Raw genomic sequence first — 14,691 nt, 5'->3', positions numbered from 1 at the left:
GAATAAAGATTCTTTGGCAATAAATTGATTTTTGAAAGAAATAAAGTCTAACCGATATGTACGTAAACAGGAATTACAGCTTTTTGATGACCTTCAAGTGGTCCAAAAAACCTTTTTATTATGGACTCGTCTATGCCGCTATCATTACCATTCTTTATCAGGTCACAGAAATCAAGTTTACCCTGCCTTGGCAACCAATCAGCATTATCGGTATTGCAGTCTCTTTTTACCTTGGTTTCAAAAACAACTCCTCCTATGACAGGACTTGGGAGGCACGCAAAATCTGGGGAGCAATAGTCAACGACAGCCGGACTTTTGCCACTGCTGTCATCAGTCTTCTGAATGAAAATCCCGACCATGAAACAGAAATTCTGAAAAAAAGTCTCATCTACCGCCACTTGGCCTGGGTGATTTCCCTGCGGTATATGATGCGAATTCCCAAGTCTTGGGAACACAAGTTCGGTCCCCAAAACATTGTATTTGTTCCCACATATGCTGAAATACTGAACAACGGACTGGACAAAGAATTGAAAGAATATCTTTCTGAATCAGAGTTGGCGCATTTCAGAACAAAATCCAATATACCTTCGCAGATTTTGAAAAAGCAATCTGAAGTCATCAAAGAAATAAAAAACAAAGGATTGATCAGTGATTTCAAGCAGGTCTGGTTTCACCAATTGATCGGGCGGCTCTATGACAATCAGGGTATGTCAGAGCGGATCAAGAATTTCCCTCTTCCCCGTCAGTATGCATCTGTAGCTTTGTGGATGACTTGGGTATTTTGCCTATTGATTCCCTTTGGCCTGTTGGACATTTTTTTGACATCTGATGAATTGTGGATTTGGATGACCATCCCTTTCTCCGGGATGATTATATGGATATTTTTCCTGATGGAAAAAATTGGAGATTATTCCGAAAATCCATTTGAAGGGGCATACAATGATGTACCTATTTCATCTATCACCCGTGGCATAGAAATCGATTTGAGGGAAATGCTTGATGATGAAAATATTCCCAAGCCATACCCCGTTGAGAATGGGTTTTTGATGTAAATTCACAGTACCATTGACAGCTAGAAGTCCGTGGTTTTTTCCTATGTCACTCCAATTCAAAACAGCTGATTCCTACGAGGAATTTGTCGGCATCCTTGAACTCCAACAAGAAAATCATATCAAAAATCTAGAATCCTTGGATCAGGGGTTTGTCTTTGCGGAGCACAGCGTAGAAGACCTTGCCAAAATGAATTCATTTGCACCGCATATCATAGCCAAAGATGGCGACCTAGTTGTGGCTTACATCCTCGGCATGACAGTCGAAAGCAGGTACGATATTTCGATGTTGATCCCGATGTTTGAGCAGTTTGACCAAATCGAAGTAAACGGCACCCCACTTTCAGATTACAATTACATCGTTGTTGGTCAGGTTGCTGTTGCAAAGGATTATCGTGGAATGGGCATTTTTGACAAATGCTACGAACTCTACCATGAAGTTCACGGCAAAAATTTTGACTTTGCCATCACAGAAATCTCCGAGCGTAACTACCGGTCACTTGCCGCCCACTACCGGGTCGGCTTCCGAGAACTCAGCCGCTATCCCAATGAAGACGGTGAAGTTTGGATTATTGTAGCTTGGGATTGGTGAAATCAAGGGCAGGTTGAGGCCTACTTATGTTTCAATTTTTATAAAAAACCATTCTTAGAAGGGATTCTGTAAGACAAAACTGAAAATTCTAAAGCTAAAATTTTGTAATTCCATTTATGGCAAAAATCATAAAAAGAAAACGACATTACATTACCCGATTCCCTGTTTGGTTTTTTGTAATTATTTTTTTCGCACTTTCTCCCTATCTCATAGGAGTCCTTGGAAGTTATCTTACTGAACTTTCAACAGGGGAACCCTGCAATGAAAGCAATTGTGGTTGGATGGTTCTCCCCTTTTTCACTTTCATCACTTTACCGATGGGAGTATTAGGATTGTTGGTATTTTTAGTAATTGTTCTTCAAGATTCCCTTGAACTGAAGAATACACCCAAATAAATATCTCTCCTGATAAAATCAAAAATTCAAATATGGAATTTGATTTTCAGTTTCCCTTATGCCTTTTGATCAACACTTCCATCACCTCGTCGAGTTCGATTTCTTTTGCTTCCAGGAGAATGAGGTAGTGGAAAAGCAAATCGGCAGCTTCGCCTAAAAATAAATCTTTGTTGTCGTCTTTGGCTTCAATGACGATTTCCACTGCTTCTTCCCCTACTTTTTGGGCGATCTTGTTGATCCCTTTTGAAAAGAGTGATGCGGTGTAGGAATTTTCGGTTGGATTGTTTTTGCGATCTTTGATGATATCCCTGAGTTGGTCGATAAAGAGTGTTTTACTGCTGTTGTTCTCCGCCCAACAGGTATCATCTCCTTTGTGACAAACAGGCCCAACAGGATTTACGCGGACCAAAAGTGTGTCATTGTCACAGTCCAACTTGATAGATTTGAGCATCAGGAAATTGCCGGAAGTTTCACCTTTGGTCCAAAGCCTCTTTTTAGTCCTGCTATAAAAAGTGACTTTTTGGGTAGAAATGGTCATGTCAAAAGCTTCTTGATTCATGTAACCAAGCATAAGGACAGCACCTGTCACTTCATCCTGAATGATGGCAGGGATAAGCCCGTCTACTTTGTCAAAATCTATATTGAGGTTATTCATTTTTTAATTCCAATGTGATTTATAAGTAAAAGAAAGATGGTTGAAATAAAGTGGAAATAAAATAGATATAAATTGAAATAGGGTTAATAGGTGAAGCTTATTTCTATCTATTTCGCGAGGCATATTTCAACCATATTTCTTTAAATTGATATAAAGTGGAAATAAAATAGATATAAATTGAAATAGGGTTAATAGGTGAAGCTTATTTCTATCTATTTCGCGAGGCATATTTCAACCATATTTCTTTAAATTGATATAAAGTGGAAATAAAATAGATATAAATTGAAATAGGGTTAATAGGTGAAGCATATTTCAACCTTATTTCATTTTTTATTTCGCAAAGCATATTTCAACATTATTTTAGTTTTTACTTCCTTATAGATATACCCTCAAAACTCAAATAAGTCTTGAGTTCAGGGATTGGGATCTCTTTAAAGTGGAAGATACTTGCTGCCAATGCAGCATCCGCCTTGCCAAAGGTAAACACATCTTTGAAATGTTCGCTGTTTCCGGCACCACCTGAAGCGATGACAGGAATGGAAAGCATAGAGGATATCTCCGCCGTAATCTCGTTGGCAAAGCCTCCTTTGGTACCGTCATGATCCATGGAAGTAAGGAGAATTTCTCCTGCGCCACGGTCACAGACTTCTTTAGCCCAAGCTTGGGTTTGGAGTAAAGTCGGTTTCCTTCCTCCATGAGTATGAACAAAGTCTATTCCATCGACATTACGTGTATCTATGGCTACCACCACGCACTGACTGCCAAATTCCAGTGCCATGTCATTGATGATCTGCGGGTTATGAACTGCCGCAGAATTGATAGAGATTTTATCTGCACCTGCATTGAGGAGAACTTTTACGTCTTCGATTGTAGATATTCCTCCACCAACAGTAAAAGGGATATTGATGGCTTTTGCAATTTTTGTAACCAGTTCGGCCAAAGTTTTACGCTTGTCAACAGTGGCTGTGATATCTAAAAAAACTAGTTCGTCCGCACCTTCATCTGAGTAGATTTTTGCCAATTCCACCGGGTCTCCTGCATCGCGCAACTGCACAAAATTCACTCCTTTGACTGTTCTGCCATCTTTGATATCCAGACAGGGGATTATTCTTTTTGTTAACATTATTTAGATGGGAGATTTGAGACATGAGATTTGGGACGGGAGACAAAAGATCCAAGGCGTGAGAGCCGGCATATTGGTCGACCTTAACTTTTCAACCTTAAAACCTTCCAACCTTTCGAACTTTTTCTTTTAACCAAAATTAATCAAGGAAAAATTCCAAGATCCATATAGCTGACCGAAATTCTCTCCAATGCTAATATAAAACCGGCTGTTCTAAGGCTTTTAATGTTTTTTTCCTGCCTCACTTTATTCATGGCATGGTAGGCATTGACCATTGTCTCTTCCAAACCGGAAAGAACCAAATCCCTTTCGGAAGCTCCTTGGATCAGCTGTGCTTTTTCCTCGTCTGTAAATTCCTCCCCAGTGGCATTTTCGATAGTGCCGAGAAGTTTCCTGTATTTTTCTTGGTCATATCTTTTTTCCAGTTTGCCAAAAGACACACGTGAAAGATTTTTTAGCCATTCAAAATAAGAAACCGTCACCCCTCCTGCATTGAGATACATATCAGGAATGATCATTTTTCCATTTTCGTTCAAAATTCTTTCCGCTTCCTGGGTAACCGGACCATTGGCAGCTTCCCCGATGATCTTGGCTTGGATCTTGGCCGCATTTTCTTTAGTAATCTGGTTTTCCAAGGCAGCGGGAATTAGGATATCGCAAGGATAGGTAAGCAGTTCCTTGCTTTTTTCTATAAATTCTCCTGATGCGTATCCTTTAAATCCTCCTGTCTGATTTTGGTATTTCTTCAATGCCTCAACATTGATTCCCTTCTCATCGAAGATTCCCCCATTCCATTCAGCGATCCCAATCACTTTTGCTCCAGCTTCGCTAAGGTATTTGGCAGAATAAAAACCCACGTTTCCAAGCCCCTGTACAATTACGGTTTTTCCCCTCAGACCTGTGGAAAGACCCAAAGCGGTCATATCTTCTTCCACACTCACCGCCTCACGGATTCCAAAAAACACACCTTGACCAGTCGCTTCAGTCCTGCCGTCGATTCCGTGTTGGGAAAGTGGCTTCCCGGTTACACAGCCTTTTGCATTGATCACCTCCGGATTGAAAGCCTCATAAGTATCTACAATCCAAGCCATTTCGCGTGCTCCCGTGCCGTAATCAGGGGCGGGCACATCGATGGCAGGGCCTATGAATTTTTTCTTGATCAATTCAGAAGTATACCTCCGGGTAATTTTTTCAAGTTGGTTTACTGTGTATTTTTTTGGATCTATACTTACCCCACCTTTGGCACCACCAAAGGGAACATTTACCAAAGCACATTTATAAGTCATGAGTGAAGCAAGACCTTTAACCTCCTCTTCATCAACTTGGTCACTATATCGAATTCCTCCTTTGCAGGGAAGTTTATGATGTGAATGCTGTATTCTATATCCTGTCAAAGTTTCATAAGTACCATCATCATTTCGGATAGGGAAATTGAATTTGTATATGCTGTTACATTCTTTGATCTGCTCCAATAATCCGGGATGAATATCCATATGCCTAGCTGCCTCATCCACAAACCCACAAACATCCTGAAATAAACTGTATTCGGTCTTCTTGCTCATAAAAACTGGTATTTTGGTTACGCCCCGAAGATACAAATCATTTGACTGAAGTACTTAATTGGCGGGAATGATATTTCTTAAGATTGCCCAGATATCATCCAAAAAAGCATAAGGAACCAAAGCCTGATCCGGGCTTTCGCCCATCCTTACCAAGACAAGATTTTGGGACGGTACCACACAAACATACTGTCCGTTTTTTCCCAAACCGCAATACATATCATCTGGTCCATTCGGGGCATAGGAACCAGGAACTTTTATTTGAACTCCAGGCGGCATATAACTTCCCTTACCATTGAGCCAACAAAGATATCCGTAGCTTTCATTGAAGCTTTGGGAAGTATTGATCATGTCGTCCAGGTAATTTTTATCATTAATGATGCTTTGTCCATCCCAGTCACCTTTTGCCAAAAACAAAAGCCCGAATCTAGCCATGGACCTGGCATCACTAAAAAACACATTATTGAAATCAACCCGCTGCCAAGTTCCGTTAATTCCGATTTTGGAAGCTAGTTTTTCATTGAAATATTGGCTGAAAGATTTGTCGGTTGCCCCTTCTATCACCTTGTCCAATAAAGTATATGGAGCATTATGATATGCCCAACGGATTCCGGGATCAGCTTTGAAAACCAAACTTTCCTTCGAAAAATCATCCTTATTTGCCACTCCATCATCTAGACCTGTGGTCATGGTGAGATGGTGCCAAACCGTGATTTTATCTTCTTGTAGCGTGGTAAGTGAAGTCCAACCCTTCCCCATATAATCAGAACTTGGTTTTTGGATGTCCAGCTTACCTTCTTCTTGGGCAATCCCAGTCAAGGTTGCAGTGAGGGTCTTCCCTGCAGATGCCCAATACCACAGAGAACTTTGGTCAAAAGGCTGTCCGCCGCTGATTTTGGTTCCGAAATATTCTTCTACGACGATCTTCCCGTCTTTGAGAATGATGAAAGCACGGGAGCTGTTGTTTTCCAATAACTCCTTGAGGTCTTCCAATTTTTCCAAGTCCCAATTGAGGGAAGCGGGTGTGGTGGTCTCCCAGGTATTACCGGACAAAGGAGGAAAATACAATGAAGATGGATTGGGATCGGGAGATTCTTTTTCTTGGCATGAATAGATTGCAAAAAAAAGAATCAAAAAGAGATAATTTTTCATAGGATATGGAGATAGATTTTGATAAAAATGAAACTGAAATTTAGACAAAACAGGCATAAAATGGTTTAAAAAAGCAATTTTATTGTTTTATGATATAGCCGTCCTCCATTTCAATGATCCTGTCTGTTCCGGCTGCAAACTCAGGATCGTGGGTGACAATGAGCATGGTCTGTTTGAATTCTTTTGCCAGTTCTTTGAAAATATTAAAGACAATATCTGAGTTTCTTTTGTCAAGATTGCCGGTCGGTTCGTCTCCCATGATGATCAAAGGATCATTCATCAGGGAGCGTGCGATGGCAACCCTTTGTTTTTGCCCACCAGAAAGTTGGTTTGCTTTCTTGAGCGCATGGTCCTGCATGTCAAAAATTTTCAGCTTTTCCATGGCGATGTGTTCGAGTTCGGGCTGGGATTTCTTGTTGAGTTTCAGGCCTGGGATCATGACATTTTCCAAAACCGAAAATTCATTGAGCAAATAATGGAACTGAAATACGAATCCGATTTTTTCATTCCGGATTTTGGAAAGGTAACTTGGGCTTTTTCCACTGATCACCTCACCGTCAATCAATAATTTACCTTCATAATCTGTATCCATGGTACTGAGGATATAAAGGAGGGTTGATTTGCCACAGCCTGATTTTCCCATAATAGACACAAATTCTCCCCTGGTCACCTGAAAAGTCACCTCCTTCAGCACCTGTGTTTTATCAGGGCTAAAAAAGTATTTGTTTACTTTTTGTGCTTCTAGGACAGGTGTTTCCTGCATGTTAGTGGTTGTAGTTGTTGTAGTTGTTGTAATGGTTGTAGTCGTTATAATTGTTGTAGTGGTTCTAATTGTTGTCTGCTTCGCGTTGTCAGGTTATCGGGTCGAGAAGCGGACAATCTAAATGAAAATGATTCTTATCAACAAAGACTTTACCTTGTCACCTCGACGAAGGAGAGGTCTATTTTACATTTCTTTTATTTATTAAAAGATTTCTCAGTCGTACCTCCTTCGAAATGACTAGTGTAGGCTCTTTCTTGACTTAACGCTGTTATTGCTGACTGCGACTGCCAACTTTTCTCGTTTCTCGCCTCTTTTCCATTCTTCATTATTAATTCAGAATTTACTCTTCCCACCTCCCCTCATTTTCCCCTAATTATCTCCACCGGATCGACCCCACTCGCCTTGCGGGCAGGAAAATATCCGGCAAAATACGTCGTCACAATACTGAATATCGCCGCGATGATATAATACTTCGGGTTAAAATCTACCGGAAAGGTTTTGACCGTCGGAAGTGCCTCCGTCTCGAAGGGGATCCGCTCAATGCCCAAACCGGCCATAAATCCAAGAATCAATCCGATAGTTCCTCCTACAAAACCGATGGTTAAGGCGATGGTGATGAAAATATTATTCACATCCCTACCCGAAAAGCCAATGGCCTTCAGGATGGCGATGGTATCCATTTTTTCATAAATCATCATGTTCAGGATATTGTAAATCCCAAATCCTGAAACAATCAGCAAGGTAATCCCCACGGCATAGCTGATCAAAGTCCTGATATTTGTCCCTGTTTCAAACTGTGCATTTACAGTCTGTATGTCATCTGCATCGATCCCAAAGATATCCCTGTAGTCCCGTGCCATAGCGGGAGCAAGGTTAAAGTCCTTCAATTTGACTTGGATATCAGTCACATAGGAAGCGGTTTCTCCCATCATTTTCTGGACCGTGCCAATGGAGGCATAAGATTGGACATTGTCCAAATCCCCCAAACCGGACTGGTAATATCCCACCACCTTCAATTGAACCCTGTTGCCCTGAGAAGTGGTCGCTTGGATAACATCCCCAATTTCGGCCATCATCCGGTCCGCAGCGCCTTTTCCCAAAATGATGCTGTTGGATGTATTTTTAAGGTCTATATAATTTCCTGCTGTCACATAATCTGTGAAGGCAAAAAGTTTGCTTTCAGCTTCGACATCTATGCCGTTGATGACACCGGTGATATCAATGGTTCCGACATTGTAAAAAACCTGTGCGGATAACTTTGGTGCCACACCCAAAACCCTTGGATCCTCTTCAAGTGTCCTGATAATGGCCTCATTGTTATAAATGCTTAAGCGGCTGGCAGCGGGTTTGACCGACCTGATGATATTGTAAAAATTGCTGAATTCATCGGCAAGGTCGATTGGCTGGTTGACCGATGGTTTGATTTCGTTGTAAAATCGGATGTGCGGAGTCCTGTTGAGGATTAAGCCATCCAAGAGTTTGTTCAAGCCATTCATAAATCCCAGCAAAGCCACAAACATCGTAATGCTAAAAACCACCCCGATGGCGGCAATCATGGTTTGTTTGAACCGGGCAAGCATCAGCGCCTTGGCTATTTCTATGATGAGGGAAACTTTCATTTGACAGGTTTGATTACTGAGGTTGTCTCATCTATCCCTTCCAGTATTTCTGCTTTTTGTAGATCTTTGAGTCCCAATTTGACCGGTAAGGTATCACCTGCAGCATTGATCACAAAAGCATCATTCAGGATAAAAGACCTTGGCAAAATCAGCGCGTCTTCCTTTACTTCTATCACAATATTAGCTTCAAGGGTGAGATTGGGATACAAAACAGGAGGTGCATTTACAAAAACCCCTTCCACCAAAAAACTCTTCGAAGATTCATTCATCAAAGGATTGATTTTGGACACTACCGCCTCGAATGTCTCTCCTCTGTAGCTATCCATGGTCACAATTATTTTTTGACCATGTTTGACTTTGACGATATCGTATTCATCCACCTGCATTTCCAAAACAAACTCATCAGCACTTCCCAACACAGCCAAGGGGGTCTGCGCATTGACCATTTCACCCTTTTCTTTGAGCAAATCATAAACCCTTCCGTTTACCTCACTTTTCAGGACAAGGTCACTTTCCAGGGCTTTGGAGATAGAGAGGTTTTTGGCAGCGCTTTTTTCGTTGTATTCTATTTCCCTTTTGACATCCTGATAGATCAGCTTGGCACTTTGGTAGGCATTTCGTGAATTTTCGAAGGCCAGTTGTCTTTGTTCCAAATCAACAGCGGATCCCACTCCCTGTTCTTTCAACCTTCTTTGCCTTTCATAAAGCAGGGAATCGTTCCGCCATTTATTTTCGGCATTTTCAATGTTGTTTTCCAATTCTCGTAGCCGGGATTGATTCGCTTTTCGGTCTGCAAATGCCCGTGTCAGTTCGGCATTTTCCCTATTCAGCCTGGCAGTTTCATTGTAAATGACCAAAATCGGGCTTCCAATTTTTACGGAGTCACCTTCACTGACAAAGATCTCCTGAACAATTCCGTTTGCATTGGCGAAAGCTTGGTATTGGTTTTTAGCTTTGATGAGACCGGAGGCGTAGACTGATTCCGAGATACTTTCTCTTTTTGGATTAATGGTCTCTTCTGAAGATTGGCACGAAAAAGTAAAAACCGCTATACAACTTAAAAAAATAATAATAAAGTATTTCATATGAGACAGGTTTGATGACCTCAATTTACAGGATTATTGTGAATAATATTTAATGCAGTTTTCTTAATTCCCCATTTTCCCAATCATCCACTCGCCCAATTTTGGAAAATGCTGACCGATAAAAGCGATAAATTTGCCATGTCCGGTAAAGACAAAGGATTTTCTCCTCTTTAATATTGCATTGACCATAACCTTCGCGGCTTTGTCCGTTGGCCACATGAGATTTTTCGGTCTTGGGTCATTAATTTCAGGATGAAACACACCGGCATTGTCCACCCTCGTGATATCGGAATCTACAAATCCCGGATGGATTACCGTACAGCTTACACCCGTGCCTTTCAATTCCAACTGCAAAGTCTGTCCGATAGAACGGACGGCAGCTTTAGATGCACCATAGGCACCGGTTTTGGGATTGGGTACATAAGCGGCCACACTCCCAATAAGCACCAACCTTCCTTTACTTGCTTTCAAATGAGGAATCGCAGACTTGGCTGTCATCGCCAGTCCCGTGACGTTGCCATCCATCTGCCTCCGCCATTCTTTTGCAGACAAGTCTTCAATCTTGCCAAAAACACCAAACCCTGCATTGGCAACAGCCACATCCAGACGCCCATAATGGTGGATGACCTCCTGAACAGCTTTTTCGATTTCAGATTCCTCAAGTACGTCACAGGGAACCAAAAAACCTTCGGCTCCTAATGCCTTTACTTGATTCAGAACTTCTTCAAGCTTATCAACCCTTCTTGCGCTTAGGGCTAGTTTTGCCCCCTGCTTTGCAAATTCAAAGGCCATGTACTTCCCCAATCCTGAGGAAGCTCCTGTTATCCAGATGACTTGGTTTTGGAACATTTTTGTAGATATGAGATTTAAGACTTAAGACATGAGACTGACTAGGATTAAAATTTAAAATAAGGTAGAAAAAAATTGAAATAAAAAAGCATCAATCCCCATAAAAAGGATTGATGCTACAACTATTTCGCCGAAGGCGTATTTCTATGTATTTCGCTCTGATTGAGCTTATTTCATTTTGTAATCCCAAGAATATCAAACACAAAAGCATACTCCAAAGCCAACTCTTTTAGGCTTTCAAACCTTCCGCTCGCACCCCCATGTCCCGCATCCATATTGGTTTTGAGGAAAAGTCGGTTCTTGTCAGTTTTTTTGGTTCGGAGTAGAGCTACCCATTTTGCAGGTTCCCAATATTGTACCTGTGAATCATGAAGACCGGTAGTGGCTAAGATATTTGGATAATCCTTTGCCTCCACATTATCATAAGGAGAATAGGAAAGCATATATTCGTATTGCTCCTGAATGTTTGGATTTCCCCACTCCTGCCACTCAAAAGTGGTCAATGGAATAGTCTCATCCATCATGGTAGTGATGACATCGACAAAAGCTACTTGGGCAATGATACCACGGTAAAGCTCAGGTGCCATGTTGGCGATCGCTCCCATAAGCAATCCTCCTGCACTTCCACCCGAGGCAAAGAGTTTGTCTTTGGCCACATATTGGTTATCCTGAAGCCATTTGGAACAATCGATGAAGTCATTGAAGGTATTCTTCTTATTCATCATCTTGCCATCCTCATACCAATCTCCACCCATTTCCTGACCTCCACGCACATGTGCAATGGCATAGACAAATCCTCTATCCAACAGACTCAATCTTGAACTGCTGAAGTAAGCATCCATGGAAGCTCCATAAGAGCCATAACCATAAATCCATCCCGGAGAGGCCCCGTCTTTCTTGAATTGATCTATTCTATAAACAATGGACAACGGGATCCGCTTTCCGTCACGGGAAGGAACCATGATCCTTTCAGTCTTGTAATTTGCTTTGTTAAAATCCCCCAAGACAGGCTGCTCTTTCATCAGAGTTTTTTCCTTGGTTTCCATGTCATAGTCGTAAGTGGAATTTGGCGTGGTCATTGAAGTATAGGAATACCGCAAAGTCTTGGTTTCAAACTCAGGATTATAACCGATCCCTGCAGAATAAGCAGGCTCTTCAAATACCATCTGATGTTCCGAATTGTCAGCCCACTTGATGATGCGGATATTTGCAAGGCCCTCTAAGGTCTCCTGGACAGCGTAATAATCCTTGAAATATTCCACGCCTTCTAAGAAAACATCTGCCCTATGTGGGATCAAATCTTTCCAATTGGCGACGGCTGGATCTGCAACAGGTGCTTCTGCTAATCGGTAATTGACTGCATTCAAGTTGGTGTAGATGTTGAATTTATCGCCAATAGCATGGTCCACGCTGTATTGTACATTGTCCTGCACCGGAGCGATCAGTTTTGGTTTGCCGGGATTATCTGCATCCATGAAGAGGGAATAAGAGGCATCCGTACGGCCGGAACCGATAATGATGTATTTTTTGGATTTGGTAATTCCGACACCGCAGCTCAAAGTCTGGTCTTTTTCCTCAAACACCACCTCATCTTTGGAGGAGTCTTGACCTAGGAAATGTCGCTTAACCTGAAAATTCCTCAGTGTAACCGGATCAGGAATGGAATAGAAAAATGATTTGTTGTCATTGGTCCAGACTGCCGAGCTTCTGATATTTTCGATTTTGTCAGGAAGTATTTCTCCGGTACGGAGGTCTTTGATCATCACAGTATAGAAATTTCTACCCACGGTATCCATAATGATGGCGGCAAGGTTATGGTCCGGGCTTACCGAAGTAAAAAAGTTGAGAAAAGATTTTCCTTTTCCGAGTTCATTTCCATCCATGATGATTTCTTCAACACCTTCGAGAGAGCCTTTTTTCCTTGCATAAATCGGATATTCTCCGCCTTCCACAAATCGGGTATAGTAATAATAATCGTCCAATCTATAGGGTACAGACGAATCATCTTCTTTGATCCTTGCACGCAGTTCATTGAAAAGCTGCTCCTGAAAGCCCTTGGTATGTGCCATCATGGTGTCCAAATAGGCATTTTCAGCATTCAGGTAATCGATGACTTCAGGGTTTTCACGGTCGTTGAGCCAATAATAATTGTCCACGCGTTTGTGCCCGTTTTTGGCGGTGATTTCAAATGGTTTGACGGTAGCCAAGGGTGGTGCTACATCAGGTAAAGTTGATTCCGGTATTTCCGGGGAACATGCAATACTCATTCCTGTGAGGATAATTAAAATGGTTTGGATTGATTTATTCATAGTTGCTAGCGAATGAGGTGCAAATATAGGGAAATAGTAACATCGAAAATCGTGCAGGCGATCTTGACTTGGTTGTGAGCGGCTGAGACAAATCCCAATGTTTTTATAAAATTATTACCCTTACAAAAAGTGAAATTGCTTCGTTCTGGAATTCGCGGAGTATAAATCCGGAAAAAATGAAAATCACAATACCCAAATCATGTAAATTGAATTACCCGCTCGGTTCAAAACTTTTAGGAAGGGAAAATTTCCCCAATAATTAAAAAGAAAAAAATATGGGAACCCGACTTAAAAGCCAAATCCCCATATACGATTAAAACAAAATACGCTTAGTATCTGTAAATGGCAGCAAGCCCTGTTTTAGAAGGCATTTTGTCTGCAGGAAGCACCATCACTTCTCCTCCCATTTTTATCACCAACTCACCCATATCATCCAAAAGATCATCCACGATTGGATTGTCCAAGTCTTTGTTTTGAGTATTTCCGGTGACAAGATTGGTAATCCTTATGGCAATAATCTTGTCCTCTTCTACCAAAAGAGTTTCTATCCGTCCTTCAGTAGCCGCTAGAGCGACTTCTTTGATCACGGTGCTCCCTTTGCCGTTAGCCTCTGCTTGACCGAATGAACCTGCCAAGTCATCCAATTTCTGCATTTGAATGGGCTCCATTATTTCCCAAGCCAATTTTGCCAGTTTTTCAGTATCGACAGACATGGGATTAATCTGGATTCCTTCATGCAAAAGCAATGAATTTTTGGTCACTTTTCTGAAAATGTGGTGGTGTTCGGGCAATGCAGCCAAGATCAAAGGCAAACCTGTTGGTTTGGAATAAAATTGCTCAACGTGGTCACTTGCAAAGCGAAAAAATCTTTCTGTATCCACATGGTCTGCGGAAACCAGCGCATCTTTTACTGCATAAACACTGTCATAAAGTGCCTGATACTCTTCCATTCCACTTGGCGGCTCCAAAGCCAAAAAATTAGATTTTGTATAAAGGTATTCAAATCTGTTTCCTGATTTTCTGGCCAGTTCAAAAGCTTTGGTTCCAAATTCCTTGGATTTGACAGTATCTGAAAGGTTTGTGTAAGTAACACTCAGGCCATTCCAGATCATTGCAGCTTCCGGGTCCAGTCTCACCCCATCATTAAAAGACCGGGCCGCCTGCACATAGTCAAAACTGTAATAATACGCCATTCCTTGGTTAAACATTTCCTGCGCTTCCTTTGAACTAGTATTGATGGGAAAATCAATTGAACCTATTCGGACATTTGAAACCCCAATCGGTTTGGTCAGAAAATCCTCCGGGACGTAAGCCATCTCCCGGCAAAGCGTTATTCCCATCAACTGGTCAAGGTTATTTTCTCCTAAAAAGGTAATAACCTCAGACTTTTCCTCTTCTTCTGTGAAGAAATAAATTGTCCCAAAAAACACAGGGATCAGGACAAAAGCCCACAATTTCAAAATTGATAAGTAGTTCATTTAAAGGTTTATTTTGGTGGAAAAGAACAATCTACAAAAAAATATTAAATATTGAAAAACAGA

At 41.4% G+C, this 14,691-nt stretch carries 13 protein-coding genes; 3 read left to right on the top strand and 10 right to left on the bottom strand.

The window, feature by feature from the left end:
- Positions 1-56 precede the first annotated feature (56 nt).
- The 3 genes from NU887_RS01415 (at position 57) to NU887_RS01405 (ending at position 2,036) form a co-directional block, all read left to right on the top strand.
- Positions 57-1,052 carry a bestrophin family protein gene (locus NU887_RS01415; protein ID WP_258421564.1) on the top strand — a complete coding sequence of 332 codons (996 nt, stop codon included), beginning with the start codon at positions 57-59 and terminating at the stop codon, positions 1,050-1,052.
- Between the two features lie 43 nt (positions 1,053-1,095).
- Positions 1,096-1,641 (top strand): GNAT family N-acetyltransferase, encoded by a 546-nt coding sequence (locus NU887_RS01410; RefSeq protein ID WP_258421563.1) that lies wholly within the window; start codon positions 1,096-1,098, stop codon positions 1,639-1,641.
- A gap of 116 nt (positions 1,642-1,757) precedes the next feature.
- On the top strand, positions 1,758-2,036 hold the full coding sequence (locus tag NU887_RS01405) for an autophagy-related protein 27 (protein ID WP_258421562.1): 279 nt from the start codon (positions 1,758-1,760) through the stop codon (positions 2,034-2,036).
- A 46-nt stretch (positions 2,037-2,082) separates the two neighbouring features.
- Here the strand turns inward: NU887_RS01405 and hisIE are convergent, their stop codons facing one another.
- The 10 genes from hisIE to NU887_RS01355 form a co-directional block, all read right to left on the bottom strand.
- A complete protein-coding gene (gene hisIE, locus NU887_RS01400; RefSeq protein WP_258421561.1) occupies positions 2,083-2,691 on the bottom strand; it encodes a bifunctional phosphoribosyl-AMP cyclohydrolase/phosphoribosyl-ATP diphosphatase HisIE in 609 nt (202 codons plus the stop codon).
- Between the two features lie 367 nt (positions 2,692-3,058).
- Positions 3,059-3,814 carry an imidazole glycerol phosphate synthase subunit HisF gene (gene hisF / locus NU887_RS01395; protein WP_258421560.1) on the bottom strand — a complete coding sequence of 252 codons (756 nt, stop codon included), beginning with the start codon at positions 3,812-3,814 and terminating at the stop codon, positions 3,059-3,061.
- A 143-nt stretch (positions 3,815-3,957) separates the two neighbouring features.
- Positions 3,958-5,376 (bottom strand): Glu/Leu/Phe/Val family dehydrogenase, encoded by a 1,419-nt coding sequence (locus tag NU887_RS01390; RefSeq protein ID WP_258421559.1) that lies wholly within the window; start codon positions 5,374-5,376, stop codon positions 3,958-3,960.
- Positions 5,377-5,430: 54 nt separating this feature from the next.
- The gene (locus tag NU887_RS01385) at positions 5,431-6,525 is read right to left on the bottom strand and encodes a serine hydrolase domain-containing protein (protein WP_258421558.1); all 1,095 of its coding nucleotides are present in this window, start codon (positions 6,523-6,525) and stop codon (positions 5,431-5,433) included.
- A 79-nt stretch (positions 6,526-6,604) separates the two neighbouring features.
- Positions 6,605-7,288, bottom strand: coding sequence for an ABC transporter ATP-binding protein (locus NU887_RS01380; protein WP_258421557.1), 684 nt, complete (start codon positions 7,286-7,288; stop codon positions 6,605-6,607).
- A 359-nt stretch (positions 7,289-7,647) separates the two neighbouring features.
- Complete coding sequence (locus NU887_RS01375; RefSeq protein WP_258421556.1) at positions 7,648-8,907, bottom strand: ABC transporter permease; 1,260 nt, start codon at positions 8,905-8,907, stop codon at positions 7,648-7,650.
- Positions 8,904-9,992, bottom strand: a complete 1,089-nt coding sequence (locus NU887_RS01370; RefSeq protein WP_258421555.1) for an efflux RND transporter periplasmic adaptor subunit — start codon at positions 9,990-9,992, stop codon at positions 8,904-8,906. The genes NU887_RS01375 and NU887_RS01370 overlap by 4 nt, the downstream gene beginning before the upstream one ends.
- A 63-nt stretch (positions 9,993-10,055) precedes the next feature.
- Positions 10,056-10,841 (bottom strand): SDR family NAD(P)-dependent oxidoreductase, encoded by a 786-nt coding sequence (locus NU887_RS01365; protein ID WP_258421554.1) that lies wholly within the window; start codon positions 10,839-10,841, stop codon positions 10,056-10,058.
- Positions 10,842-11,014: 173 nt separating this feature from the next.
- Positions 11,015-13,150, bottom strand: coding sequence for a S9 family peptidase (locus NU887_RS01360; protein WP_258421553.1), 2,136 nt, complete (start codon positions 13,148-13,150; stop codon positions 11,015-11,017).
- Positions 13,151-13,479: 329 nt separating this feature from the next.
- Entirely contained in the window at positions 13,480-14,628 is a 1,149-nt protein-coding gene (locus NU887_RS01355) for a baeRF3 domain-containing protein (protein WP_258421552.1), read from the bottom strand.
- Between the last annotated feature and the right edge of the window lie 63 nt (positions 14,629-14,691).

It is taken from the genome of Aquiflexum gelatinilyticum (genome assembly GCF_024741135.1).
Classification (GTDB): domain Bacteria; phylum Bacteroidota; class Bacteroidia; order Cytophagales; family Cyclobacteriaceae; genus Cognataquiflexum; species Cognataquiflexum gelatinilyticum.
This window is presented reverse-complemented; position numbering and strand designations above follow the sequence as displayed.

Excerpts from the sequence above, each read along its gene's own strand:
- NU887_RS01370 (WP_258421555.1), bottom strand. The coding sequence starts at position 9,992 with ATGAAATACTTTATTATTATTTTTTTAAGTTGTATAGCGGTTTTTACT.
- NU887_RS01415 (WP_258421564.1), top strand. The coding sequence starts at position 57 with ATGTACGTAAACAGGAATTACAGCTTTTTGATGACCTTCAAGTGGTCC.
- NU887_RS01410 (WP_258421563.1), top strand. The coding sequence starts at position 1,096 with ATGTCACTCCAATTCAAAACAGCTGATTCCTACGAGGAATTTGTCGGC.
- NU887_RS01355 (WP_258421552.1), bottom strand. The coding sequence starts at position 14,628 with ATGAACTACTTATCAATTTTGAAATTGTGGGCTTTTGTCCTGATCCCT.
- NU887_RS01390 (WP_258421559.1), bottom strand. The coding sequence starts at position 5,376 with ATGAGCAAGAAGACCGAATACAGTTTATTTCAGGATGTTTGTGGGTTT.
- NU887_RS01385 (WP_258421558.1), bottom strand. The coding sequence starts at position 6,525 with ATGAAAAATTATCTCTTTTTGATTCTTTTTTTTGCAATCTATTCATGC.
- NU887_RS01405 (WP_258421562.1), top strand. The coding sequence starts at position 1,758 with ATGGCAAAAATCATAAAAAGAAAACGACATTACATTACCCGATTCCCT.
- NU887_RS01380 (WP_258421557.1), bottom strand. The coding sequence starts at position 7,288 with ATGCAGGAAACACCTGTCCTAGAAGCACAAAAAGTAAACAAATACTTT.
- NU887_RS01360 (WP_258421553.1), bottom strand. The coding sequence starts at position 13,150 with ATGAATAAATCAATCCAAACCATTTTAATTATCCTCACAGGAATGAGT.
- NU887_RS01375 (WP_258421556.1), bottom strand. The coding sequence starts at position 8,907 with ATGAAAGTTTCCCTCATCATAGAAATAGCCAAGGCGCTGATGCTTGCC.
- NU887_RS01365 (WP_258421554.1), bottom strand. The coding sequence starts at position 10,841 with ATGTTCCAAAACCAAGTCATCTGGATAACAGGAGCTTCCTCAGGATTG.
- hisF (WP_258421560.1), bottom strand. The coding sequence starts at position 3,814 with ATGTTAACAAAAAGAATAATCCCCTGTCTGGATATCAAAGATGGCAGA.
- hisIE (WP_258421561.1), bottom strand. The coding sequence starts at position 2,691 with ATGAATAACCTCAATATAGATTTTGACAAAGTAGACGGGCTTATCCCT.